Source organism: Oceanobacillus sojae, assembly GCF_007991515.1.
GTDB lineage: Bacteria > Bacillota > Bacilli > Bacillales > Amphibacillaceae > Oceanobacillus > Oceanobacillus sojae.
On the sequence record NZ_BJYM01000004.1, the window covers coordinates 39289 to 65281 of the forward strand.

Below are 25993 nucleotides of genomic sequence, written 5' to 3' on the forward strand. Positions count from 1 at the left end.
TATTTTACCCTCTAATCTTTGTATCTAAATTCTTCCATATGATAAGAAATACTTGCCAACGCATATAAAGCTGCTGTTTCCGTACGCAAAATACGCTTACCAAGTCTTATTGCCTGAAAACCAGACTCTTTAAGATAATCCACTTCTTCCGCAGAAATCCCGCCCTCTGGACCTATCACAAGCAGAACTCGATCATTCTCGGATACATTATCCAATGCAGATGCAAAAAGAGAAGATTTTTTATCTGCTCCTTTAGCCTCTTCTTCATATGCAAAAAGCTTTACTGTATAGGATTCGCTTTCTTCTAATAAAGCTTTAAATTGCATAACAGGGAGCAGTTCAGGAATCCGATTGCGATGACTCTGTTCACTAGCTTCTTTAATAATTTTCTCAAAGCGTTTTGCTTTTTTATGAAATTTCTGGTCATCCCATTTTGCAACAGATCTCTCTGCTGCAAACGGAATAAATTTTGCTGCCCCCAGCTCAGTTCCCTTTTGAAGAATCCATTCAAATTTATCACCTTTAGGAATTCCTTGTGCAATGGTGACCTCCACTGGTAATTCAACGGATTCATCCAGCCAAACTTCAATTATTGCTTGCACTTCTTTTTCATGCATTTCTTCAATTTTACAAAGAGCTGATTTCCCATCCTCTGTATTGCAAATAAATTTATCACCAGGCTTATTCCTCATAACCTTTGTCATATGATGGACATCGTCTCCAAGAATTCGGATCGATTGATCTTGTATTTGTTCTTTCGAGATAAAATAGCGCTGCATTCTAATTTCACCTGCTTTTATTCCGGTTTTTTAGCAACAATGGAAACCCAATCTTCCATTTCGCTGACTGAAATAATATCAAACCCGGCTTCTGTTAACTGATCCCGGACCAACTGTTTCTTCTTCTGGATAATACCTGAAGTAATGAAATAGCCGCCCGGACGAAGACTATTATAAGCATCCTCTACAAAACGGACAATAATCTCAGCGAGAATATTGGAAACAATCATATCTGCCTGGCTCTCTACCCCGTCCAGTAAATTATTCTGTTTCGTTGTTACTTTATCCTGAAGGCGGTTTAATTTCACATTTAATTTTGTACTCTGTACAGCTACATCGTCTAAATCAAAGGCCTGTACTGACTCCGCGCCTAATTTTACAGAAGCGATGCTTAAGACCCCTGAGCCGCAGCCAACATCAATAACTTTATCACCAGGCTCTATATAGGCTTCTAAACCTTGAATACTCAATACTGTGGTAGGATGTGTGCCAGTACCAAAAGCCATTCCCGGATCCAGCTCAATAATTAATTCATCTGTAGATACCGGTTTATAGTCCTCCCATGTCGGAGTGATTGTAATCCGGTTGGATATTTTGACCGGTTTATAGTACTTTTTCCAGGCGCTCGCCCATTCTTCTTCATGAACCTCGCTTATTGTTACTTGATTTTTCCCTAAATCAATATCATAAAGAAGTAATTGGTTAATTGCTTGTTTAATCTCCTCTACAGTTTCTCCTAAAAAGCTGTTCATTGGCAGATATGCCTTAATACGAACCCCTTCATCCGGATAGTTCTCAGGATCTAACTCCACAATTTCTCCAAATCCTTCTCCTTCAAAACGCTCCAGGTCCAATGGATCTTCGATAACTAATCCGCTCGCACCTGTTTCATGCAAAATATTTGAAATAGGCTCCACTGCTTCGTTTGTTGTAAGAATGGTAATCTCTGACCATTTCATATTGAACACCGCCGTCCTTTTAAAATATCTATGTAAACAGAGGCACCTCCAGCCTTTACCCTGAAAATATCATCAAATTCAAGCTGGAGGGTGCCCTGATCAGTCACCTTTGAACGCTTTACGAAAACGTTGGAAAATATTATCTTCTTGTTCATCTGTAGATTCATGTCCGCCTAGTTCATTAAATTGACGCAATAAATCTTTTTGTTTGTCTGTTAAGTTGGTTGGTGTCATAATCTTCACTTTAATATGCTGATCTCCATGACCTCTTCCATGAACATTTGGTGCTCCTTTTCCTTTTAAACGGAAAGTCTTGCCTGCCTGTGTACCTGCTGGAATTCTTAATTTGACTTTCCCATGTACAGTAGGAACTTCTATTTCATCACCTAAAGCAGCCTGTGCAAAGGTAAGCGGCAATTCACAGAAAATATGGTCGCCTTCGCGGACAAAGAAATCATGCTTGCGAACACGAATTACAACAAACAAATCGCCTGCAGGCCCGCCATTTTTTCCCGGCTCTCCTTTTCCGGCGACACGGATTTGCTGCCCTTCGTCAATACCTGCCGGAATATTAATATGAATTTTTTTCTTTTTATTAACTGTTCCGGAACCGCCGCAGGTTTCACATTTTTCAGGTATAATTTTACCTGTTCCGTTACAATAATGACATACACGGCGATTAACCACACGACCAAACGGCGTATTCTGCTCTTGGTTTAGTTGGCCTGAACCATGGCAGTGCGAACATGTTTCTGTCTTTGTACCCGGTTTCGCTCCTGAACCATGACAAGTATCGCATTCTTCTTCCTGAGAGACTTCAATATCCGTTTCTTTTCCGAAAATCGCTTCTTCAAAATCAAGAATCATCGTATATTGTAAATCGTCTCCCTGCTGCGGAGCGTTTGGATCACGCGTACGCCCTCCGCCACCAAAGAACATATCAAAAATGTCACTGAATCCGCCAAAGTCTTGAGCGCCGCCTCCGCCAAAACCGCCGAATCCCTGACCTTGAGCTCCTGCATGCCCAAATTGATCATATTGTGCTTTTTTTTGATCATCACTTAATACTTCATAAGCTTCTTTTACTTCTTTAAATTTTTCCGCTGCGCCTTCTTCTTTGTTTACATCTGGGTGATATTTACGGGCCAGCTTCCGGTAACTCTTTTTTATCTCATCCTTCGAGGCACTCTTATCCACGCCTAAAACATCATAATAATCACGTTTTGCCAAATTACTCACTCCCGAAACTCTGATTGCATAAGTTTAATCATATCATCATTCATTTGTCTGTGGCAACAATGAATATCTGCTTCGAATCAAACTGACTGCCATGCGTTCATTTTCTACATTAGTCTGTAAAAAAGTCAAAGCCAAGAGAATCCTGACTTTGACTTTTATTCAGTAACTATTTATTATTTATTTTCTTTATCGTCATCGTCGACTTCAGTATAATCAGCATCAACAACATCGTCATCCTGTTGTCCACCAGCATTTTCTGCTCCTTGTGCTGCTTGAGCCTCCTGCTGAACCTGCTCATAGAGCTTAGCTGAAAGCTGTTGAACTTTTTCTTCCAAAGCATCTTTCTTCGCTTTGATTTGTTCCTGATCATTAGACTCTAAAGCTTCTTTTAATTCATCTCTCGCAGCTTCTGCCTGCTGTTTATCTTCATCAGAAACTTTATCACCTAAATCTTTCAATGTTTTATCTGTTGTAAATACAAGCTGATCTGCCTGGTTACGAAGCTCGACTTCTTCACGGCGCGCTTTATCCGCATCTGCATTTTCTTCTGCTTCTTTTACCATGCGGTCTACTTCTTCATCAGATAAACCGGAGGAAGATTTGATTGTAATGGATTGTTCTTTATTTGTTCCTAAATCTTTCGCTCTAACATTTACAATACCATTGGCATCAATATCAAAGGATACTTCGATTTGAGGCATTCCACGTGGTGCCGGTGGAATATCAGTTAATTGGAAACGGCCGAGTGTTTTGTTATCTGCCGCCATTTCACGTTCCCCTTGAAGTACATGAATATCTACTGCAGTTTGATTATCTGCTGCTGTAGAGAATGTTTGTGATGCACTTGTCGGTATTGTCGTATTACGTTCAATCAGTTTAGTAAAGACTGCACCCATTGTTTCGATACCTAATGAAAGTGGTGTTACGTCAAGTAATAATACGTCTTTAACGTCTCCTTGTAATACGCCGCCTTGAATAGCTGCACCCAATGCTACAACTTCATCCGGGTTAACGCCTTTAGAAGGATCCTGACCTAATTCTTTTTTAATTGCTTCCTGTACGGCTGGAATCCGTGTAGAACCACCAACTAAGATAACTTTGTGGATATCATTTTTAGATAATCCGGCATCAGAAAGTGCACGGCGTGTCGGTTTCATTGTACGTTCTACTAAATCAGATGATAGCTCATCAAATTTCGCACGGGATAATGTCATTTCCAAGTGTAATGGACCTGCATCGCCGGCTGTGATAAATGGGAGAGAAATCTGTGTCTGTGCAACACCAGATAAATCCTTCTTTGCTTTCTCTGCAGCATCTTTCAAGCGCTGTACAGCCATTTTATCCTTAGAAAGGTCAATGCCGTTTTCTTTTCTGAACTCTTCTACCATATGCTTGATGATTACTTCGTCAAAATCATCTCCGCCAAGACGATTATCTCCGGCTGTTGCAACTACTTCAAATGTACCATCACCGATGTCTAAGATGGATACATCAAATGTACCGCCGCCAAGGTCATATACAAGAATTGTCTGATCCTGATCATCTTTATCAATACCGTATGCAAGTGCTGCTGCTGTTGGTTCGTTAATAATACGTTCAACCTCAAGACCTGCAATTTTACCAGCATCTTTTGTAGCTTGACGTTCAGCATCATTAAAGTAAGCAGGAACTGTAATAACAGCTTTCTCTACTTTTTCACCGATATAATCTTCTGCATAAGATTTGATATATTGCAAAATGATTGCTGAAATTTCTTGTGGTGTATATTCTTTATCCTCAATAGTCACTTTATAATCTGTACCAATATGACGTTTGATAGATTGAACTGTATTCGGGTTTGTAATTGCCTGACGTTTAGCAACCTCCCCAACCTGTCTTTCACCGTTTTTAAAAGATACAACAGAAGGAGTTGTACGATTTCCTTCCGGGTTAGGGATAACGACTGCTTCGCCACCCTCCATTACTGACACACATGAGTTTGTTGTTCCTAAGTCTATTCCAATAATTTTACTCATTTCTTCATTTCCTCCTTAAATCCTTCAATGACACATATTAGATTATTTATTGACTTTTACCATAGCCGGACGGATAACCCGGTCTTTTAAGAGATAGCCTTTTTGCAGCTCTTCAACCACTTTATTTGCTTCAATTGAATCATCTTCAATTTGCATTACTGCATGATGCAGATTCGGGTCAAAGTCAGCACCCTCTGTTTCAATAATGGAAACATCCTGGGAAGCAAATACATCTTGTAATTGACGGTATACCATATCAATTCCTTCAAGTATGCTTTTGTTTTCTTCCGATACCTCTACCTGCAGGGCACGTTCAAAATTATCCATAACCGGAAGCAGTTCCTGCACCATGTCCTGTGCTTTATATTTACGATCTGCTTCACGTTCTTTTAATGTGCGTCTTTTATAATTATCAAATTCAGCCTGCAAGCGGAGCATACGATTCGTAAGCTCTTCTTTTTCATTTTTCAATTCTTCAATTTGAACTTCTAATTCATTATTTTCATCGACAGATTCAGATTCAGCATTCACTTCTTCTGTTGTCTCATCAACAATTTCTTGTTCTTCTTGTTTTACTTCTTCTTTTTTTTCATTCTCTGACATCTACTCGGGCACCTCTTTTCTAAATTACAATTAAAAACTATACCATAGAAGATATAGACAGGAAACCAAAACCCTTGATTTCTTTATAAGGATGTTCACTTACATCATGATTTGTCACTATACCATTTTCCCATTGCACCAGTCATTTCCTTGGAGATGCTTTCCATTAAGGATAATACTTTTTTATACTCCATTCTCGTGGGTCCGATTAATGCAATTGTACCCATCTGGCCGCCGCCAATATGGTAAGAAGCAGTGATCAAACTCAAGTCTTTAATCTCTTCAACTTCATTTTCATGACCAATAGAAACTTTAATACCTTGATTAGAGTTCTTCAAGAGATTTACAATTTCATCCTCGCGTTCCATCAAGGAGTAAAATGAGCGAATTCGATCAACATCATTGAATTCCGGCTGCATCAAGATATTGGCTTTACCGCCAAAATAAAGCTTTACAGCCTGCTCTTGTGTGAAGAGTGTGCGAATCCAATTGAGTGAAGAATCTACGCCATTCATATATTTCATCATTAAGGAAGCTACTTCATTTTGAATCACCTCAGGAATCCTGTAAAGTGGAATCCCCTGAAGACGGTTATTTAAAATGTTTACCAGCTTTTCGAGATCAGATGATGAAACTCCTTTTGGCAAAGTAAAGGATCGATGCTCTACATGACCTGTGTTTGTTACTAAAATCGCTACTGCTGATTGATCGGACAGTGCTAGAACCTGAATCTGCTTTACTGTTGTTTCAAACATTTCCGGTCCAAGAATGATTGACGTATAATTTGTTAACTTAGAGAGAGCCTCTGCTGCCGTCTGCACAATCTGTTCAAATTCATATATTCCGTTATTTGTTAATCTTTCAATGATGCCCAGTCCATGCTGATATATTTCAGGACCAATTAAATGATCGACATAATAACGATATCCTTTTTCTGAAGGCACACGCCCAGAAGAGGTATGCGTCTTTTCTAAAAAGCCCAGCTCTTCTAAATCCGCCATTTCATTTCGAATCGTTGCGGCGCTGTACGGTAAAGTATCTTTTTTAGATAGCGCCCTGGATCCAACCGGTTTAGCAGATTCTATAAAATCATCAATAATCACCTGCAATATCATAAGTTGCCTATCTGTTAACATGATGATCACCTCTGTTAGCACTCTCATGTTTTGAGTGCTAAATCTATAATAAAATTATCAAATTCATTTTCTTTTGTCAAACAGTTTGACTTTCTGCGGCTATAATTTTTTGATCAAAGTCTTCCAGTAATAAAAACTGCCCGAAAACTCTGTCGCCAAGAAGCATTCCTCTGTTCGTCAATGCATAGTTTCCATCGTTATATGTTAATAATTTGTCATGAATTAATTGATTTAATTCATTCCCATATATTTTCTCCAAAGATACACCATATCTTTGCCGAAATACTTTCTTATCAATTCCTTCCGCTTTTCGCAGCTGTAAAAACAGCTCTTCTTCAATTCTGTCCTGCAGCGTTATTTCTTCCAGTTGTTCAACTGCTGAACCGAAACGGTGGATTTCTTTCATATAAGTTCCCAAAGGTTTGTAATTTGCTGTACGTTTTCCCGGTAAATATCCGTGAGCTCCGGCTCCAAACCCAAAATAATAGTCATTATTCCAGTACGTTAAATTATGTCTGCTCTCGTATCCCGGCTTGGCAAAATTACTTATTTCATACTGAAGCACACCCTGTTTTTTCATGTTTTCCTGAAGCAGCTGATACATCTCTACCTCGTCATCCTCTGGAGGCTGATGCAGGGCTCCCTTTCTCTTCTTGTGATAAAACACGGTTTTCGGCTCAATTTGCAGTGCATATGTTGAGTAATGAGGAAGTCCAAACTGCAAGGCTTCTTTTAATGTTTTTTCAAAGTGGGATACTGACTGATCAGGGAGAGCATAAATTAAATCCAGACTAATGTTTGTAAACTTTGCCTGTGTCAAAATATCAACTGTTGTATAAACATCCGCCACACGATGTATGCGGCCAATTTTTTCAAGCATATCATCATCCATTACTTGGACACCAAAAGAAATCCGGTTTACTCCATAATCATGAAGCAATGCTGCTTTTTCTGCATCAATATCACCCGGGTTAATTTCAATCGTAAATTCCTCACATGACGTGAGGTCAAACTTTTCATTTAAAAAGTGAAAAAGCTTCTGCAGCTGACTCATGGACAACGCTGTAGGAGTTCCGCCACCCATATAAATCGTCCGGAAGACATTTCTTTTTCCGGGAATAGCTGTATCAATTTCTTTTATTAATGCATCTATGAAGGCATCTGCCTTTGTCTCCATATAATAATATTTTACAAAATTACAGTAATGGCAAATTTGCTTACAAAAAGGAATATGAATATATACTGACTGAACTTGCATTGTTTGACTTCCTTTCTTACTAAAATAAATCGTCAATCAACAGGAGTTTCTTCATTTCATACGGAAATATACCTGTAATTATTCGTTCATTTTCAAATACCGAAGACAAAGCCTTTGATTGAATAAAAGACAATGTACTGTATTTTATCACATTTAAATATGTTTAACTATCATTCTTACGGGCTGAAATGTAAATCGAAAAAATGATGAAGGCCAGTGAAGGATGATAGCTGACATAAAGAGGTCTGTTGTCACAGATCAGTCTGTTTAAAACTCTTGCCGATTGTAGTTCCGTTTTGTGTAAAAACAAACTATAATTTTCTATATGGGCAGGTAGCTGAATGAAGAAATTATACGCAAGTCTTGCTTCATCTTTTATATTCATTTTTTTGGTTAACAAACTTAGTCCTGAAAAAACAAGGAGACAACTAAACAGAAGAGTAAATGGAAATTGAAAATAACAATAAGTTTTCAAAAGAAAAATAAGCATAGGAGAACCTATAAATAATTCAAAAACCCGTCAAAAGCATATATCTCTGCCATGACGGGTTTTACTTATAAAAATATTTGTAACAGTCTGCAATTTCTGCCAGCCTAAATAGAGAAAAAGCAGTCTGCTACACGAGTTAAATTAAATGTTTGTTTCGATATAAACCTTGCGTTAAATTAGTATTTAATCCTCATCCATCTTCAGAACAGCCATAAACGCTTCTTGTGGAACTTCTACAGAACCTACCATCTTCATACGCTTCTTACCTTCTTTTTGTTTTTCAAGAAGCTTTCTTTTCCGGGTAATATCTCCGCCATAAAGCTTCGCAGTTACATCTTTACGTACTGCCTTGATATTGGATCTGGCTACAATTTTATTACCGATTGCTGCCTGAACCGGTACTTCAAATTGCTGTCTTGGAATTAATTTCTTCAGCTTTTCAACAATCTGCTTACCGCGCTCATAAGCGAAATCACGGTGAACAACAAACGATAGCGCATCAATGGAATCACTGTTGAGCAGGATATCCATTTTCACAAGCCGGGAAGGCTGATAGCCGATTAATTCATAGTCAAACGATGCATACCCTTTTGTCTGTGATTTTAACTGGTCAAAGAAATCATAAACAATTTCCGAAAGCGGAATATGATAGACCACATTGACGCGAATGTCATCTAAATATTGCATATCTACAAAATTCCCGCGTTTCTTCTGAGCAATTTCCATCACAGCCCCAACATAATCATTCGGAACCATAATGGTAGCCTCTACATAAGGCTCACGTACTTCTTGAATGACTTGCGGATCTGGCATTTCTGATGGATTATCCACAGAAACCACGTCGCCATTTGTCAACTCCACTTCAAAAATAACACTTGGAGCTGTTGTAATTAAACTGATACCAAATTCTCTTTCAATACGCTCTTGAATAATTTCCATATGGAGCAATCCTAAGAAACCACAGCGGAAGCCGAAACCAAGTGCCTGAGAAGTTTCTGCTTCATATTGCAGAGAGGAATCGTTCAGCTCCAAACGTTCTAAAGCTTCTCTTAAATCATTATAGTCATTGGAATCTACCGGATAGAGTCCGCAAAATACCATTGGGTTCAGACGGCGGTAACCTGGAAGTGCTTCATCGGCTGGTCTGTTAGCTAACGTAATGGTATCCCCGACACGTGAATCACCAACATTTTTAATTGACGCGGTTAAATAACCTACATCCCCGACTGTTAATTCTTTTTGAGGAAGCTGTTTCGGCGTAAATACACCTACTTCATTTACCTCAAACTCTTTACCGGTAGCCATCATTCTGATTTTATCTCCGACTTTAACAGAGCCTTCCTTCACACAGACATAAGCAATAACACCACGGTAGGAATCATAAAGCGAGTCAAAGATTAAAGCTTTCAACGGATCATCCGCACTTCCTGGCGGCTCCGGCACAGCCTCAGCTACACGCTCAAGAATCTCTTCAATTCCTATATTTGCTTTTGCAGAAGCTAAGATTGCTTCATCACCATCAATTCCTAAAACATCTTCTAATTCCTTTTTAACTTTTTCCGTGTCTGCACTCGGCAAATCGATTTTATTAATTACTGGAATAATCTCTAGATCATTTTCCATTGCCAAATAAACGTTTGCGAGCGTCTGTGCTTCAATTCCCTGGGCAGCATCCACCACAAGAATAGCACCTTCACAAGCAGCTAAACTTCTGGATACCTCGTATGTAAAATCAACATGCCCCGGTGTATCAATCAGATGAAAAATAAATTCTTCTCCAGCTTTATTTGTATATTTTAATTGTACTGCATTTAATTTAATGGTTATGCCACGTTCACGCTCCAAATCCATTCCATCCAGCAGCTGTTCTTTCATTTCACGTTTCGTTACTGTTTCTGTATTTTCAAGAATCCGATCAGCTAATGTTGACTTTCCGTGGTCAATATGAGCAATGATCGAAAAATTTCTGACGTTTCTTTTTTTATTCGTCATTTCACGCACACTCCTAAGTTTTTCCTGTACAAACTATATTTCTTTCCACAATAAAAAGGCGTCAATTACTAGCATTGATTATAGCAATTGACGCCCCGAGATTCAATGATTAACTAATAAGTAACCATCTTATCGTTAAATTTTTTGTTCAAAATAATTTCCTGAATTAGTTCATTTCTAGAAAAACAGCTCTCCAATCCCATACATAATAGAGACAATTACTTCAAATAGCCCTTTAACAATTCCTTCCATGGTTGCTGCCGTGCGATTTGTTAGGGAATAGTTACCTTCTTCCAGCACATCCGTTTCGGTGATAATTATTTGCTCTTGTTCATTTATCTCTTCTGCTACCTCAACGGCAGACTCGTCTGGAATAGCAGTTTGTTCAGCTGTTTCATTCTTTTGCATGCCGAATACGAGTCCGCTCAGAAAAAAGATGACAAGCAATAACAATATAATAATATTTCGCATCAAATCTCTCCTTATTGATCAGACTGTACTGCTTCAGCGTCCCAATAATACTCGCTGAACACTTCCGCTAATGCATCAGCAGAACGGTATAGCTCCTCCATCGTGTTATCTACTCCGCCAAATTCAATGAGTAATGCATTGTCAGCCATATCCTGATTATAAATTCCGTTGCCGCCCGACCCATCCTTTTGGTAAACTCCTCGGCTCATTCCGGGATAAGCTTCTTCTATTAATGCATGTAATTCAGTTGCTACCTTCAAATTATTTTCATAATCTGGATGCCCGGTGCCGATCACAAATAGAATTTTCGCATAATCTTCTCCTTCAATGGTTTGTGTGGTCTTATCTCTCCGAAGTGCGTCTCTATGCAAGTCAAACATATATTGAATCTCTTGATTACCTGCCATAGCCTCCGCGACCACATCACGGGAAACTTCATAAGATTGATGATATCCCATCCCCAGTTCGTTGAGCAGCTCACCGAAATCCGTCTTATCCACCTGTGTTCCAATTCCCTTTTGCTCAAGCCCCTCTGCTAAACGGTCACTGACTTTTGTAATATTAATTTCTCCATGCATTGCAGCATTAGGATTCGTTTCATTAGGCAGATGCGGCAAAAAAGACTCTCTATTGTGTGTATTATAAATAAAAACAACATCCCGGTCCCCAGTAGTCTGTTCATTTTCTATTTCTTCTTTCGTTTCTTCTTCCCCTTCCGCTTCTTCCTCTTCTGTCAATACTGCTTCTCTTTCCCGTAACACTTCTTCTAAAGGCGGATTAGATTCGATTGGAAAGTGTGTAAAATCATTATCACTTGCCATTAATAATTTATTATCAAATATTGCGAACCCCGGAATTTCATTTCCGAAAAGACTTCTAGGATCTGTCGGCTTTACATTAGATGTCAATTCAAAAAATAAACCGGACAGTTTCGGTATTTCAGCTTCTCCTTCTGGAAAGCTCTGCTTATAGGCCCTGTTTTCCATCGTAATTAAATGATAAAAAATTGTACTATCCATTTCTTTTGTCCAATTCGAAAGCATATCTGATGAAAACCGATATGCAGGTTGAACAGCGGTCAAAACACTGATTAGTAAAAAGATACTGACAAAAAATATAATGTAAATACCACTTCGTCGAGAAAAGGTTTGTACAATTTTACTCCAATTATTTTTTTTCATAAAAATACACGATGCCACCTTTCTCTAACAACTCTATAGTTTAATCTATGAGTAAAATAGAGAAAGTAGAACCGTGTAAAAAGAAAAAATAGACTTAATAGTATGTGTCCCAAAAAGAAAAAATAGAGCTTATCTGGAATAGCTTGAAAAATTATCTATTGTTACAGTCTCATGCAAAGCCGCGTTCAATCCATTTGCTATTACCTCGGCCATATCAATCATGAATCCATCCACTTCTTTGGGAGTAACCATTAAATTATGACCGATTGGTGTTAAAACTTCCATAATCAGCTGCCTTTTCTCTTCATCTGAAAGCCCTCCAATTATACCGAACAGCTTTTCACGCTGTTCTTTATCAGGCATATCCGCATCTGTTAACTGCTTCTGTCCGAAACTCATACCAGCGGGGGTTAAGGATTTAGACGGATCATCCTTTTCCTTCCATTCTCTCCCGAAGTGTTTTAATAAGTAATCTATTGTATCACTTGTTATTGTTACTGCATCTACCACTGTCGGCACTCCGATAGCGATAACAGGCATTCCAAGTGTCTGTTTACTTATTTCTTTTCGTTTGTTGCCCACACCTGAACCCGGGTGTATACCTGTATCAGATAACTGGATCGTTTCGTTCACTCTGCTGATAGATCTGGCTGCAAGAGCATCAATAGCGATAACAAGGTCAGGCTGATATTTTTCCACGATTCCAAAAATAATATCACTGGTTTCTATTCCTGTTACTCCCATTACTCCCGGTGTAATAGCGGCCACTTCACTATAGCCTTCTGCCACTGATTCTGGCTGCAGACGAAATAAATGACTGGTAACCAAAACCTTTTCCACTGCCATTGGCCCCAAAGCATCAGGAGTTACATTCCAGTTTCCTAAACCAACAACTAAACAAGAAGCTTTATCTGGCAGATCCTGCTTTTTTATTAAATGTTCCAGCTCTTTCGCTAATATCTTCGCTGCCTGATGCTGTTTCTCAGTATCCTGTTTTTTTACACCGTCAGCATGAATGGTGACATAATTTCCCGGCTTCTTTCCAATTTGCTCGGCACCAGTTTCATCAATAGTGACATAAGAAATTTTTACATCCTTTATCGTGGTTTCTTTAAAGGTAACACCTGCAATTTCTTTGTCTTCTTTACTTTCTTTCTTTTCTGTATACATGTCCCTTGCTTCAACTGCTAAATCAGTTCTCACCTGAAAGTTTTCCTCAATATTTTTCATAACCTCATCCACCTTTTTCAATGCGTACTATTGGCATAAATGAAACATTATAGAACGGAGACGGCAATTACTCGTCCCATCAATAGATTTGCACCGTGATAAATCCAGATACCCTCTTATCAGCCGGAGAAAATCATAAACATTTACACCGTGATAAACTCCTGTATTTTTACATTCTTAGCATGTACGCCTTTAATTATTTCATACCAATTTGTTGATTAAGTAACAATTCTATTGAAAAGATGGGGTAGCTTTGGTAAAATACATCTTGTCGTACGGATAAAATTGATAACTGATTAAAGCATACTTAAACATGTTTTTTTTAAATCGTACACTTTTTAGGAGGTGAATAAACATGGCAAATATTAAATCTGCAATTAAACGCGTAGAAGTTAACCAAAAGAAACGTGCTAATAACGGCTCACAGCTTTCTGCTATGCGTACAGAGATTAAACGTGTAGAACAACTTGTTGAAGCAAACGATACTGATAATGCAAAAGCAGCATACCAATCTGCTAGCAAGCATATCGATAAAGCAGCTCAAAAAGGTATTATCCACAAAAATGCTGCTAATCGTCAAAAAGCTCGTTTAGCTAAAAAAGTTAACGCATAATTATAAATAAAAGGTGAAGTAATCCCGGTTATAACCGCAGATACTTCACCTTTTATTTTTTTACTGTTTTATAGAACATTTATACAATAATTATTTAATGCATTTAGCTCTGCCTACACCAAATCCATTAACAGAAGCTCAAACGCCAGTCCTTTTTCCATAAGCCCTTGTTTCATTTTTGCATCAGCATCTGCCAGCTGACAAATAATATAAGACAGACGTTCTTCTGATAACTTCGCCTCTCTTGCCATCGCTACCTTAATAACATACGGATGTGCACCAATATTTTTTTGAATTTGAAACTGGGAATACCCTTTCTTTTTTAATTGCTTTACTCTTAAAATCATCCGAAATTGATAGGCAAGTAAACCAATCATAGCAATGGGGTCTTCATTCATTTTCTCTAAATCCTGGTAGATTTGAATTGCTTCCTGAATGCTTCCTTTCATTACAGCATCCACAAGTGCAATTGATGTAGTGGTTGGTGTATGGGATACTAACTGCTGTGCAATTTCTTTGGTAACAGTCCCGCTCTCCCCCACAAAAAGAGCAAGCTTCTCAATTTCACTTTGCAATAGCTGAATATTATTAGAGACCTCCGCCTCTAATATTTCCATTGCCTCCTGATCAATGTGGATTCCATATGATTTCACCAGGCTCTGAATCCATGTTCTCGCATCTTTTTCCTTCACAGATTGACAATCGACGGAATAAGCCAGTTTTTTTAATTGTTTTGTTACTTTTTTGCGCTCATCTAATTTTTCATATGGTGCTGTAATAAGCAAAATAGAGTACTCAGGCGGGTTTTCTAAATATTCCTGTAAATACGTTAAATTATGCTCAAAAGGGGCTTTATCTGGCTTTGTTTTAACAAAAGAAGCATTACTGGCAAATATTAATTTGCGCTCACCGAAAAACGGGAAAGTTTCTGCATCTGCTAAAACCTCTTGTATAGACGTCTCCTCTAAATCATACAGGGATAAATTGGTTTTATCTCCATCTAATACTGTTTTTATCAGTCGATTTTTTAATTGTTCCTGAAAGAACGATTCCGTTCCAAAAGCAAAGTAAACCGGCTGAATCTGGTTACTTTTTATTTTCGTAATTTGATCCATCATGATGTTACGCTTCCCATCTAAAAAAATTTCATATCATGCGATATTTCTATAATCGATAAGTTCATCTCTTTTTATCGTATAAGGAAGCAGACATAAACGCAACAAAAAAATAAAGGAAGAAACGCAAGTATTTTGCATTCTCCCTTATGAAGCATCTATATTAAACGTCTTAAAATAAGCTCTAGAAACAAATTTTAAGAACGATATTTGCTTATAATGCGTCTTCAAAAAGCTGGAAAATAAAAAGCGAGAAGATCAAGGTACTGTCATTTGGCTGCTTTATGAACCTCCCTTTATATAATTTGTGCTTACGTGCAAAAAGTATAGATGACAACTGTTGCTAAAAATGGCTGATACCATATCAGTCTGGAATCCTTTAATTAATGTGGATTTTTTTATGTGTATGATTTATACTATAGTTGTGAGTATAGGAGGGGTATGTCTTGAACGAATTCGAAAAAGATCCGCAGTATAAAGGAAGCGATGTAGTAGACTCCATTAAAGGATTTACCTTTTCATTTCTCTTTTTCTTTATCATTTTTGCGGTAGGTGTAACCATCAGCGTAATTGGTCAATAATGAAAGAGATAAAAGGTCAAAAAGGAAGGGATTACATCTCTTCTTTTTTTGTTGCATGGGAATTTATAGAATTATTATCTTGTGGATAACTAATTATAGAAAAGCAGCCGGGCCCAGCTCCGAGCGTCGAAAAATGGGAGTCGACACGTGAATGCTCTGCGCTTTTGTTCTTTTGCAAATATTCATTTTTCCAGCCCTAAGTTATACTATCTCTATTTTCTCACTTTATATTATGGGAAGAAGGTGGAAAAGGTTCCTCCTTCATCTGTGTAAAAAAATTGAATCGCACCATGTTCATCTGTACGGTAAACATGTACTTGATTATCTTCTAAAACCTCCAGCACCTCTGCATTCGGATGATTAAATCGATTATTCCTCCCTGCTGAAATAAGAGCTGTATTCGGCTGAACAGCTTCTATAAATGCTGGTCCAGTGGAGGTTTTACTGCCATGATGGGCGACCTTTAAAATGTCAATGTTCATCCCCGGATAATTACGTATTATTTTTTCTTCTATTTCCTTACTGATATCACCTGTAAATAACCATTTCAAGCCAAGATTTGCATATAATACAATTGAATTATCATTTGAATTTCCAGAATCTATATCAGGTGCTAAAACCTGAAAGGACATAGAATCATTAAAGTTCAGAATATCCCCTGCTTTTACCTGCGTTATATTTAAAACAGGCTGTATCTCCTGAAATTCTTTTAATAGCTCCACATCAAAATAGGGACTTACTATTAATTCATTGACTTTAACCTCTTCTAAAATAAAACGGACACTCCCAAAGTGATCTACATCATCATGTGTAACGATAATTGCATCCAGCTCTTTAATCCCGCGTTGATGGAAATAGGCCCGGATAATATTTTTGTACACTCCTCTCGTCGGTTCCATATCCTCAAAATGAAAAGCAGCTCCGGCATCAATCATAATAACAGCTTCTCTCTTTGCCGCCTCCACCAGCATGGCATCTCCCTGCCCCATATCAAACATCGTTACGATACCCTCCTCCTGAAAATAAGGCTTACCCGCAGTCATTAAAATAGGCAATATAAAAAGAATTCCGGCTATCCATGCCCGTTTCTGCTGTTTGTGTTCTAAGTATTTCATAAACAGCAAAAAACAAGTGAAATAAAAAACAACACTCCATATAGATAATTGATTTAGATAAATAGGGGGAAATAATGTAGTATCTAATGCTTCAATAAAAATCAGAACTTTCTCATGAATGAATGCAAAGCTCCGATCTACAATAGCCAAAAGATTACCAGGAAAAAAATGAATGAGTACAAACGTGTACATAAGTGGAATAACGAAGAAAGTAAAGTATGGAATGACTACTAAATTCATTAAAATTGACAGCGGATGGAAGATATTAAAATAATATATCTGCAGTGGAAGAATTGCCATCTGCGCAACAAAACTTACTTGGAAAATATTCCATACTGGAGATTTTGTTTTGCGGACCCATGCCTGAGACAGGAGAATTGCGAAGGTTACTGAAAACGAAAACTGAAAGCCCACATTATAAATAATATAAGGATCCCAAAGCATAAAAATCATAAAAATGATAGAAAATAAATCCGAATACGGAAGCTTCCACCGATATTTCTGAAGTATGAGCACCACAACCATCATAGAAGCCGCACGAAGCACAGGCGGATTAGCTCCAGCCAATATAGAGTAAACAGGAAGGAAAATTAGTAAGAATAGATGTGTTTTCTCTTTTGTAATTATATTTCCTTTTACAAGAATCAAATATACAAAAGTAATTACTAACGTCACATGTGTCCCAGAGATAGCGATAATGTGCGATAACCCAAACCGTTGAAACAGCTCCGTTACTGATTCCTCTATTCCAGAAGCATCTCCAAAAACAATTGCATTAATCCAGGGAGCACTATAATCACTCCATCTATATTCCATTTTATTCAGCAAATCTGTTCTCAGTTTATATAGTAAAGGGAGTAAGCCGCTTTCAGGAGTACAAACAATATGATTAAAATCCTTTAAAACTGCCTGGTGGGTAATTTGTTTTTGCAGGAGGAATTGACGAAAATCAAATTGTGCAGGGTTAGTGCTTGAAGGGGGAATTTCAATACTTTGACGAATTGTACATTGAGATCCGTGAAATAGTGAATGTTTCAGAGGAATATCTCGAAAATCTTCATTTTTATCAGGAAAATAAGTAACCAAAAGATTAGTGGAACTATACGGTGGATTAAGAGTGAATTGTATTTGTTTGGAACTGAGCTTTACCTCACCTTCAATTTTCCCGATAATCTCTGCCTCGACAGAGCTTTCTTCAAAAGCTGCTTGTGGGAGTACAGGAATAATATAACTAAAGATGATAAAGCTGAATAAGGTAATTATCCATACATTGATATTAAGTTTTTTCAGAAGCTTCAGCCATAAAAGCCATGCTGCGAAAAGAAGGAGAAGCCATTTTATATCCAGCAATTGATATAAAATGGCGATTACCCCTGCTATAGCAGGGAAATGCCAATAACCTCTCAATGCTTTTTGCCTTCATTAAAAAAAAGTCTGTCTGCATCGGCTTGGATTTCCGCTCTTTCCGATGAGCTCAAGCTTGATGAATCCAACTTTTCCATAAGTTTGTAAACAAAAGCATTCTTTTCCACAAAATTTGTGTCAACCATGGCATCAACTAATGGTACCTTTTGTGTTTTCACACCAGCTTCTTCAAATAACTGGATTGCATATGGATGATTCTTGTAATCTTCTGCATAAAATAAGTTTTTAATTCCACTTTGAATAAGCTGTTTTGTACATTGCAGACATGGAAAATGTGTTACATAGACATCTGCACCGTCCGTAGGTACACCGAATTTCGCACATTGAAGAAGCGCATTAGCTTCTGCATGTACAGTACGTACACAATGGCCGTCAATGACATAGCATCCCTCATCAATACAATGAACATCACCGGAAACACTCCCGTTGTAACCGCCGGCAATAATGCGTTTATCGCGGACAATTGTAGCTCCGACCATTAAGCGGGTACATGTGCTTCTTAGAGCTAACAGTTGACTTTGAGCCATAAAATACTGATCCCAAGCAATTCTCTCCATGATTATTACCTCTTTCTCTCTGTTTTGTATTACAAAAGCTATATGATTCATTTTTTCGCATTCCATACTTGATACTCTTTATGGTACCTGGATATGCTCTATAAGTGTCTCCAGGGTTTTTTCCCCAATACCTGAGATATCTAATAAATCCTCTGCTTTTTGAAACTGTCCATGGTTATCCCGATGAGCAATAATTGCTTCTGCTTTAGCAGGTCCGATTCCTGGCAACTGAGTCAATTCTTCCCTTGTCGCAGAATTTATTTTTACTTTATTATTATTTGTCTGTTCCCCGGCAAGACTATTAGCAGGATCCCCTTCTTGACCTACGGCAGGAATCAGGACAACCATTTCATCCTGCACAATTTGGGCTAAATTCACTTGAAAAATATCTGCATCTTCCGTAAAGCCCTCAGCACGTTCAATAATATCCTGGACACGATCGCCCTCATCAATCTCATATACTCCCGGCCGTACCACTTCTCCTTTTATATCAACCACTGCAACTCGTTCCTTCTCTTCTATGGTTTCTACTGCAAGAGGGGATTCAGCGGAGTCGGCAGGTTCAGAAGAAATTAATGAGGCGGATAGCGGACTGGAGGCTTCTTTCTTATTCATAAACACAAAAAGTACCAAAATAACAACAATAACGATAAAAAGTGGAATATTTTTCTTTAACCAATTCAAGGTATTACCTCCTTCTTTGTCAAAATACTGCTAAATGAATACTTCGACAAAGAAAGTTAATCTCCTTTTCCATGGCAATTACGTTAAAATTCGCTTTTATCGTTTATTTTTCAGCTAAAAAGAAAATTCTCTCTGATCGTTCATTCCAACTATTTGGTTCCAATGAAAAATCAGCATAAATTTTAATTTTTTCAAAGCCGATTTTTTTTAAAATATTTTTATATACTTCTAATGGAAATGTCCGCTGATGATGTTTTTCTTGAAATCGGATAAAGCGGTCTCCTTCCTCCTGATGGAAAAAGGTTAGCTGATGATACATTTCTCCAACTTCGTCGCCCGGGACACATTCCCAGATATAAGCTGCTTCATCAGCTACATCTGAAAATGTTTGGCCAATATAGACATCCTCCACCGTATAAAGAGAATGAACATCAAAGAAAAACAGTCCATCTGCCTCTAATAACTGATATATATTTTTGAATGCTGTCTCTACATTTTGAAGATCTGTCACATAATTTATTACATCACAACAGCTGATTGCCATATCATATTGCTGTTTGCATCCATCTAATTCTGTAATATCTGCTTCTAACCAGTTGATGCTGCTGACAGATTCTAAATCCTTCTGTGCTTTCTGCAGCATTTCCGAAGACTGATCTACTCCGGTCATCGTATATCCTTCTGCAGCAAGCTTCCTTGTAATAACACCAGTTCCACATCCCAAATCGATAATTGATTGAATCGGCCTGCCTGCCTGAGCTATCATTTGCTGAATTAAGACCACCCAATCATCATATGGGACATTATCCATCAGTTGATCATAAACCTCAGCCATCTTGTGATATACCATTCTCATTAACCTTCTTGGGTAATATTCAGCGCAACACGATCAGCATCGCCCCATAATTTTTCCAAATTATAATAGTGTCTTTCATCCTTATGGAAGACATGACAGACAATATCGCCAATGTCCACTAAAATCCAGCGGGCTTCTTCAAAGCCTTCCATCCTTTTAATATTTTTTCCATTTTCTTCAGCAGTTTCTTTTATTGCACGTGCAATTGCTTGTACTTGCCTTTCGTTGCTCCCATGGCAAATTACAAAATAGTCAGCAACTAAGGATACTTCATGCATATCTAAGGCAACAATATTTTCTGCTCTTTTATCGTCACAGGCCTCTGCAACTACTTGAATTAATTCTTTGCTATTCATTTATTATTCCTCCAAAAACTTGTTGATTTAAATCATTATAAGCATGAAAGCTATCAGGATATACAGTACGATTCTTTTCCATTAAAAAGTGAACAGTATTCCTGGCAGCCTGATAGCATGCTTTTGTTAAATCTGTTTTAGCTGCAGCTCTCACTTCATCTAATCCGGGAAAGCTTCTTCCCGGCTCTATATAATCAGCAAGAAAGATTATTTTATCCAGCATTGTCATATTTGCTCTTCCTGTGGTATGAAAGAAAATCGCATCTTTTATTTCTTGATCCGTAACAGTATATCTTTCTTCTATCTGAACGGATGCAACTGGTCCGTGCCATAACTCATGATGAAAAGAAAGCAGCAAATTTGGCAGCTTGCTATTTGTTTCAATAATTTTTTTCATTTCTTCTAAAGAATCATACTTACAATAATCGTGAAACAAGGCAGCAATTTTTGCTTTTTCTACTGGCCCGTGAAAGGTCTCTGCCAGATTGATTGCTGTATCTGTTACTCTTAATGTATGTTCATATCTTGCTTCAGTCAGCCTTTCTTTCAGATCTGTTTTAAGGTTCTCTATATCCATAAATCTGATTCTCCTTAATATAATTCATTACATCATCAGGAAGCAAATAACGGATAAGCTCGCCGTCTCCCAGCCGATTTCTTATGAAAGTAGAGGAGATGTCTAAAGGATGTATCTCCAGACAATCCACCGGATAAGGTGTTTCCAATGTATAACCGGGTCTGGATACCCCTACAAAGCGAATCATCTTCACTAATTCATCTACCCGGTGCCATTTAGGCAAATATTCTACCATATCTCCACCAATAATAAAGTAAAGGTCATCGTCAGGATAACTTGCAGTTAATTCCTTTACTGTATCAAATGTATACGATTTCCCTTCTCTTTCAAGCTCTAAAGCATTCACATGAAAATGGGGGTTATCTCGTACTGCCAATCGGAGCATTCCTAAACGGTGGGCTGCATCAAGTATCGAGGTGTCTTTATGAGGCGGCGTCCGTGTAGGAATGAACCAAATTTCATCTAATTGATTTCTTATCCTTACTTCTTCGGCAATCCATAAATGCCCTATATGCGGCGGGTTAAATGTTCCGCCTAAAATTCCAATCTTCTTCAAAGACTCACCTTCTGCAATTATTGATTCGTGTTCAAAAAAAGTGCCAATGAAAATCCTTGTGATGATTCTTACCTCGGAACCGCTGGCCTTTTTTGAACATCCTCTTTATGGAAGTTTAATTTCTTTGTGATCTGTTGATTCCTTATATAAAATAATCGTGCTGCCGATAACTTGTACCACTTCTGATTCAGTCCCGTTAGAGATTTGCTCAGCAACCACATTTTTATCCTCTGAACAATTCTGAAGGATACTGACCTTTATCAATTCTCTTTTTTCTAAAGCTTCACCAATTTGAGTTATCATATTTTCATTTACACCATCCTTACCAACCTGAAAAATTGGCTTAATATGGTGTGATTCACTGCGCAAAAATTGCTTTTGCTTATTTGTTAGCATCTTATTTCTCTCCTTTTATTTTTGCTATCATTTCTTCGTCCATCCCGTGTACATCTACCTTTTTATTTGTCCAAATTTCAAAGGCCTTCTGTGCTTGATAAAGCAGCATCGTATGACCATAATGAATGCGCCCGCCTTTTTCTCCTGCCTGTTTTAAAAACTGTGTGACAAGCGGCTGGTAAACAATATCGCTGACAATGGTTCCTTCTTGTATATTGGACAGATCTATGATTTGTTTTGCCTCATTCATCCCTACAGAGCTGGTTTGAATAATAACATTATAAGCTGCAATATTTTTTTCAGCTTCTTCCAATGTAATCACAGATGCACTGGTTCCATTTGTAATATCTTCACATTTTGATCTGGTCCGGTTTGCAAGCGTCAGATTTTTATACCCTGCCTGTACCAATCCATGGAATATACCTCGTGCAGCACCGCCTGCACCGAGTATTATAATAGGGACATCAATATCTTTATCCATATCAGGAAACTTATCGCGCAATGCCTGTACATAGCCGATGCCGTCTGTATTATATCCAACCCATTTATTTCCCTCTAACGATACTGTATTTACTGCTCCCACGCGTTCCGCAGTAATATCAATTTTATCGAGATAAGGAATAATTGTTTCCTTGTAAGGAACCGTAATATTAAATCCATTAATTTCTGCTTCTCTCAGCTTCTTCATTTCCTCACCAAAGATTTCTTTACTTGGTATTTCATGCAATGTATAAGAACCTTCTATACCGCTTCGTTCTAAAAAAGTACTCTGGATCCAGGGTGATAAAGAATGCTTGATAGGATAACCAATTAATTTTAATTTCAAACTCAACGAAGCGCCTCCTCTCTCTATTGCAGTACTTCTTTTTCATCTAAGCATCTTGCCTGCTTATTGACCTGATAAAAAGGATTTTCTCGTTGTTACGGAGACTCCTTTAGGGCTATGTGCTACAACAGTAGCCCCCTCGCCTTGAATGCTGATCCAGCCAAGCCCGGGGAAGACAATATCTGTTTTTCCTTTTCCCACTTTAAAGCTGTGTGCTGTCAGTGGAGGAAATTTATCCAGCTGCTCACTGTACGGAGGAGATAACAGTTCCCCAACATGCTTTTCATATAATTCATCCGCATTCTCCAACTTTGTCCGGTGAATTGTTAAATCATTAGAGAAATAACAAATAAATGATTGCTTTCCTCCTTTGATAAAGTCCAATCTGACCAAGCCGCCAACATATAACGTCTGCTGCTCATTTAGTTGATAAACTCTTGCTTTAATTTCTTTTTTCGGAGTAATCATTTTTAATTCCTTTTCAGAAACATAATGAGCCATCTGCTGTTTGTTAACAATTCCTGGTGTATCTACTAAAAATGTCTCTGCATCCAGCGGTATTTCAATAAAGCCAAGTGTTGTTCCAGGGAAATAAGAAGTTGTTATTGCGTTCTCTTCTCCTGTTGATTCTTTAATTAAACGATTGATAAAAGTTGATTTACCAACATTCGTGACACCAACAATGAATACATCTTTGCCTGCCCTGTATCTTTCTATTTTCTGCTTAAGCTCATCCATTCCATTCCCTTTTACAGAAGAAATTAAAACTACATCCTGAATTTTAATTCCAAGCTGACTTGCTTCATGACGCAGCCATTGCTTTAATTTATTTTCATTTGTCGATTTCGGCAATAAATCAAGTTTATTTCCAGCTAAAATGATTGGATTATCACCCGTAATTCTTGGTAAATTACTTAATAGTGTACCGTTCACATCAAAAATATCAATAATATGAACAACTAATCCATCCCGGTCCCGAATTGAACTGACCATTTTCAAAAAGTCTGCATCTGTAATTGACACATCCTGGATCTCATTATAATGCTTCAATCGAAAACATCTTTTACATAAAATAACATCTTTCTCTAACGCGCTGACAGGCGCATAGCCCGGCTCATCCGGATACTCTGTCTGAATAACGCTTCCGCATCCTTGACAAATATGTTGCTCCAAACTTATTCCTCCTTATTACTATTACTCTTGGTCTGCATTCTTTTTAAAATTTTCCTTTCAATCATACGGTTAATCTTCGTTATTCTACCATCCGTGTGTACCACAGGAACAACTAATACCGTATAAAATCCGGCTATATTGCCTCCAAGGACATCTGTCAACAATTGGTCCCCGACAACTAAAATTTCTTCTTTTTTCAGACCCATCTGCCTGGCAACTGTTTTAAAAGCCCTGCTCAAAGGCTTTCTGGCACTAAACACAAACGGCGTCCCAAGCGGTTCTGAAAAAACTGTTACACGTTCCTGATTATTATTCGATATAATTGTTACTTTTATATCATTTTCTTCCATTGTTTTAAACCATGAAATGACATCAGGGGTTGCATCCTTTACATCCCACGCAACGAGGGTATTATCCAAATCCGTTATAATACCTTTAATCCCTTTCTTTTTTAACGTTTCTGGTTGCAGGTCAAAAATTTGATCAATTTGTTCATCCGGTAAAAATTTTGAAAACATATACACACCTCAAGATTTCCGATTAGTTAACATTATACTTCTTGCATACTATACTTTTTATGTAAAGAAACTTCACTAAAAAAAATACTGTTTTTGCTTATCTCAAGAAAATTCAAGATAAAGCAATTTTATGCTACATCACATTATACCTAATCCTGCAACAACTGACTAGCGTTTCAAATAATTAATCTTTCTAGAGTGACGTTCACTCAATCGACATCGATATCCAAATTTTTCTTCTATTTCTATGGGGAACTATGCAGACTCCTTATGAAAAATGCTTCTATTCTTTAAAAATCGTTCGACAAATTCCGATTCCTTTCGATTTTGTGGATAACTTTATCAACATAAGAATGTACGAATAACAATCTTGAAAGAGGTTACCCACTTCCTTATACACAACTTATCTACAACTATATGTAGATAAGTTAGAGCTTGTTAACACAAGATATACATGTTAAATTATTAATATCTTAAATATTTGCTTACAAATCGAGGAGGTTGTATTGTGGAAACATTATCGGACGAACTATTACTAGAATCTTATTATACAGCAGTTGCACTAAACCTAAGTCCTGATTTTCTTTCTTTATTTGAAGAAGAAATCCATAAAAGATCTCTAACTCATAAAATCAAAGAATCTGTATAATTTTGTCTTGTTTACAAATCTTCAATTTTAAAATTGAAGTTTTTTTTTTGCCTTTTTCCCCTTGTTCCTTCCTATTTAAAATAAAGATTTCAACCTTTAGCAACCGCATTCTTTTTGTATGCATCCTTCTTCTTAATAAGTTATAATCAAATATAGTACTCTATTTTTGTGTGTGCAAAATATCGTAAAGAGATGGAGAATGCTAAAAAAGCATAGTATTCCTTTGAATTATCATACCGATTACTTTTAAGTAAGAGGCTATACAAAAGCCCGATAAAATGACATGACAGGAAAAGAAGTTTCTACTTAAAACCGTCTACATCGCGCGGGTAACACAGAAGCCATTACATATGTTTTCGATAAAGTGAATAATCGTAACGCCACGATGCAGCTGCATCAGCTGACATTGTCCTCTTTACTGGTTTTTGAACATGCACTACAGTGTAATTCATCCTTATTCTTATATTAAAAGATAAAATGAAACTTCATTCGTTAGGGGTTTTCTTTTCATCTCCCATGGTTTCCAAGGACCAAAGGCTAATTCTACAGCTACAGCATGGTGAGACTACTGGGACTGGAGCTAAGATTACTTGCACCATCAAAAAGCGTTGTCTCAGGCGCCTTTGTGACCTATATCTTGAAG

General features: G+C 37.6%; 26 protein-coding genes. 3 read left to right on the forward strand and 23 right to left on the reverse strand.

The window, feature by feature from the left end:
* Positions 1 to 11: 11 nt before the first annotated feature.
* From OSO01_RS05535 to gpr, 11 genes are all read right to left on the reverse strand, one after another.
* The gene (locus OSO01_RS05535) at positions 12 to 779 is read right to left on the reverse strand and encodes a 16S rRNA (uracil(1498)-N(3))-methyltransferase (protein WP_147209455.1); all 768 of its coding nucleotides are present in this window, start codon (positions 777 to 779) and stop codon (positions 12 to 14) included.
* 17 nt (positions 780 to 796) lie between these two features.
* Positions 797 to 1738, reverse strand: a complete 942-nt coding sequence (gene prmA, locus OSO01_RS05540; RefSeq protein ID WP_147209456.1) for a 50S ribosomal protein L11 methyltransferase — start codon at positions 1736 to 1738, stop codon at positions 797 to 799.
* Between the two features lie 99 nt (positions 1739 to 1837).
* Positions 1838 to 2968, reverse strand: a complete 1131-nt coding sequence (gene dnaJ / locus OSO01_RS05545; RefSeq protein WP_147209457.1) for a molecular chaperone DnaJ — start codon at positions 2966 to 2968, stop codon at positions 1838 to 1840.
* 182 nt (positions 2969 to 3150) lie between these two features.
* Complete coding sequence (gene dnaK / locus OSO01_RS05550) at positions 3151 to 4992, reverse strand: molecular chaperone DnaK (protein WP_147209458.1); 1842 nt, start codon at positions 4990 to 4992, stop codon at positions 3151 to 3153.
* A 42-nt stretch (positions 4993 to 5034) separates the two neighbouring features.
* Positions 5035 to 5595, reverse strand: coding sequence for a nucleotide exchange factor GrpE (gene grpE / locus OSO01_RS05555; RefSeq protein WP_147209459.1), 561 nt, complete (start codon positions 5593 to 5595; stop codon positions 5035 to 5037).
* A gap of 104 nt (positions 5596 to 5699) precedes the next feature.
* Positions 5700 to 6731 (reverse strand): heat-inducible transcriptional repressor HrcA, encoded by a 1032-nt coding sequence (gene hrcA, locus OSO01_RS05560; protein ID WP_147209460.1) that lies wholly within the window; start codon positions 6729 to 6731, stop codon positions 5700 to 5702.
* Between the two features lie 76 nt (positions 6732 to 6807).
* Positions 6808 to 7989 carry a radical SAM family heme chaperone HemW gene (gene hemW / locus OSO01_RS05565; protein WP_147209461.1) on the reverse strand — a complete coding sequence of 394 codons (1182 nt, stop codon included), beginning with the start codon at positions 7987 to 7989 and terminating at the stop codon, positions 6808 to 6810.
* A gap of 673 nt (positions 7990 to 8662) precedes the next feature.
* Complete coding sequence (lepA, locus tag OSO01_RS05570; protein ID WP_147209462.1) at positions 8663 to 10471, reverse strand: translation elongation factor 4; 1809 nt, start codon at positions 10469 to 10471, stop codon at positions 8663 to 8665.
* Positions 10472 to 10648: 177 nt separating this feature from the next.
* The gene (locus OSO01_RS05575; RefSeq protein WP_147209463.1) at positions 10649 to 10942 is read right to left on the reverse strand and encodes a hypothetical protein; all 294 of its coding nucleotides are present in this window, start codon (positions 10940 to 10942) and stop codon (positions 10649 to 10651) included.
* Positions 10943 to 10953: 11 nt separating this feature from the next.
* Complete coding sequence (gene spoIIP / locus OSO01_RS05580) at positions 10954 to 12123, reverse strand: stage II sporulation protein P (protein ID WP_147209464.1); 1170 nt, start codon at positions 12121 to 12123, stop codon at positions 10954 to 10956.
* Between the two features lie 129 nt (positions 12124 to 12252).
* Positions 12253 to 13353 (reverse strand): GPR endopeptidase, encoded by a 1101-nt coding sequence (gene gpr / locus OSO01_RS05585; protein WP_147209465.1) that lies wholly within the window; start codon positions 13351 to 13353, stop codon positions 12253 to 12255.
* A gap of 355 nt (positions 13354 to 13708) precedes the next feature.
* Between gpr and rpsT the strand changes: the two genes are divergently transcribed.
* Positions 13709 to 13966, forward strand: coding sequence for a 30S ribosomal protein S20 (gene rpsT, locus OSO01_RS05590; RefSeq protein WP_147209466.1), 258 nt, complete (start codon positions 13709 to 13711; stop codon positions 13964 to 13966).
* Between the two features lie 113 nt (positions 13967 to 14079).
* Here the strand turns inward: rpsT and holA are convergent, their stop codons facing one another.
* Positions 14080 to 15084 (reverse strand): DNA polymerase III subunit delta, encoded by a 1005-nt coding sequence (gene holA, locus OSO01_RS05595; RefSeq protein WP_147209467.1) that lies wholly within the window; start codon positions 15082 to 15084, stop codon positions 14080 to 14082.
* Positions 15085 to 15527: 443 nt separating this feature from the next.
* On the opposite strand from holA, the gene OSO01_RS05600 reads away from it, so the two are divergent.
* On the forward strand, positions 15528 to 15662 hold the full coding sequence (locus OSO01_RS05600) for a YqzM family protein (protein WP_040980284.1): 135 nt from the start codon (positions 15528 to 15530) through the stop codon (positions 15660 to 15662).
* 230 nt (positions 15663 to 15892) lie between these two features.
* Here OSO01_RS05600 and OSO01_RS05605 read toward each other — a convergent pair whose 3' ends face one another.
* The 11 genes from OSO01_RS05605 to OSO01_RS05655 all read right to left on the reverse strand — a co-directional run bounded on the left by OSO01_RS05605 (position 15893) and on the right by OSO01_RS05655 (position 24701).
* Positions 15893 to 18184, reverse strand: coding sequence for a DNA internalization-related competence protein ComEC/Rec2 (locus OSO01_RS05605; protein ID WP_147209468.1), 2292 nt, complete (start codon positions 18182 to 18184; stop codon positions 15893 to 15895).
* Positions 18181 to 18759, reverse strand: a complete 579-nt coding sequence (locus OSO01_RS05610) for a ComE operon protein 2 (RefSeq protein ID WP_147209469.1) — start codon at positions 18757 to 18759, stop codon at positions 18181 to 18183. The genes OSO01_RS05605 and OSO01_RS05610 overlap by 4 nt, the downstream gene beginning before the upstream one ends.
* A gap of 78 nt (positions 18760 to 18837) precedes the next feature.
* Positions 18838 to 19443: a helix-hairpin-helix domain-containing protein gene (locus tag OSO01_RS05615; protein ID WP_246145065.1), complete on the reverse strand. Its 606-nt coding sequence runs from the start codon at positions 19441 to 19443 to the stop codon at positions 18838 to 18840.
* 103 nt (positions 19444 to 19546) lie between these two features.
* On the reverse strand, positions 19547 to 20293 hold the full coding sequence (locus tag OSO01_RS05620; RefSeq protein ID WP_147209470.1) for a class I SAM-dependent DNA methyltransferase: 747 nt from the start codon (positions 20291 to 20293) through the stop codon (positions 19547 to 19549).
* A gap of 5 nt (positions 20294 to 20298) precedes the next feature.
* On the reverse strand, positions 20299 to 20655 hold the full coding sequence (gene rsfS / locus OSO01_RS05625; protein ID WP_147209471.1) for a ribosome silencing factor: 357 nt from the start codon (positions 20653 to 20655) through the stop codon (positions 20299 to 20301).
* The gene (yqeK, locus tag OSO01_RS05630; RefSeq protein ID WP_147209472.1) at positions 20648 to 21232 is read right to left on the reverse strand and encodes a bis(5'-nucleosyl)-tetraphosphatase (symmetrical) YqeK; all 585 of its coding nucleotides are present in this window, start codon (positions 21230 to 21232) and stop codon (positions 20648 to 20650) included. The genes rsfS and yqeK overlap by 8 nt, the downstream gene beginning before the upstream one ends.
* The gene (locus tag OSO01_RS05635; protein ID WP_147209473.1) at positions 21213 to 21788 is read right to left on the reverse strand and encodes a nicotinate-nucleotide adenylyltransferase; all 576 of its coding nucleotides are present in this window, start codon (positions 21786 to 21788) and stop codon (positions 21213 to 21215) included. The genes yqeK and OSO01_RS05635 overlap by 20 nt, the downstream gene beginning before the upstream one ends.
* 105 nt (positions 21789 to 21893) lie before the next feature.
* The gene (gene yhbY / locus OSO01_RS05640; protein ID WP_147209474.1) at positions 21894 to 22184 is read right to left on the reverse strand and encodes a ribosome assembly RNA-binding protein YhbY; all 291 of its coding nucleotides are present in this window, start codon (positions 22182 to 22184) and stop codon (positions 21894 to 21896) included.
* A gap of 1 nt (position 22185) precedes the next feature.
* A complete protein-coding gene (gene aroE, locus OSO01_RS05645; protein WP_147209475.1) occupies positions 22186 to 23016 on the reverse strand; it encodes a shikimate dehydrogenase in 831 nt (276 codons plus the stop codon).
* Between the two features lie 57 nt (positions 23017 to 23073).
* Positions 23074 to 24183: a ribosome biogenesis GTPase YqeH gene (yqeH, locus tag OSO01_RS05650; protein ID WP_147209476.1), complete on the reverse strand. Its 1110-nt coding sequence runs from the start codon at positions 24181 to 24183 to the stop codon at positions 23074 to 23076.
* Positions 24184 to 24185: 2 nt separating this feature from the next.
* On the reverse strand, positions 24186 to 24701 hold the full coding sequence (locus OSO01_RS05655; RefSeq protein WP_147209477.1) for a YqeG family HAD IIIA-type phosphatase: 516 nt from the start codon (positions 24699 to 24701) through the stop codon (positions 24186 to 24188).
* A gap of 508 nt (positions 24702 to 25209) precedes the next feature.
* On the opposite strand from OSO01_RS05655, the gene OSO01_RS05660 reads away from it, so the two are divergent.
* Entirely contained in the window at positions 25210 to 25350 is a 141-nt protein-coding gene (locus tag OSO01_RS05660; protein WP_077601248.1) for a sporulation histidine kinase inhibitor Sda, read from the forward strand.
* Positions 25351 to 25993: the final 643 nt, after the last annotated feature.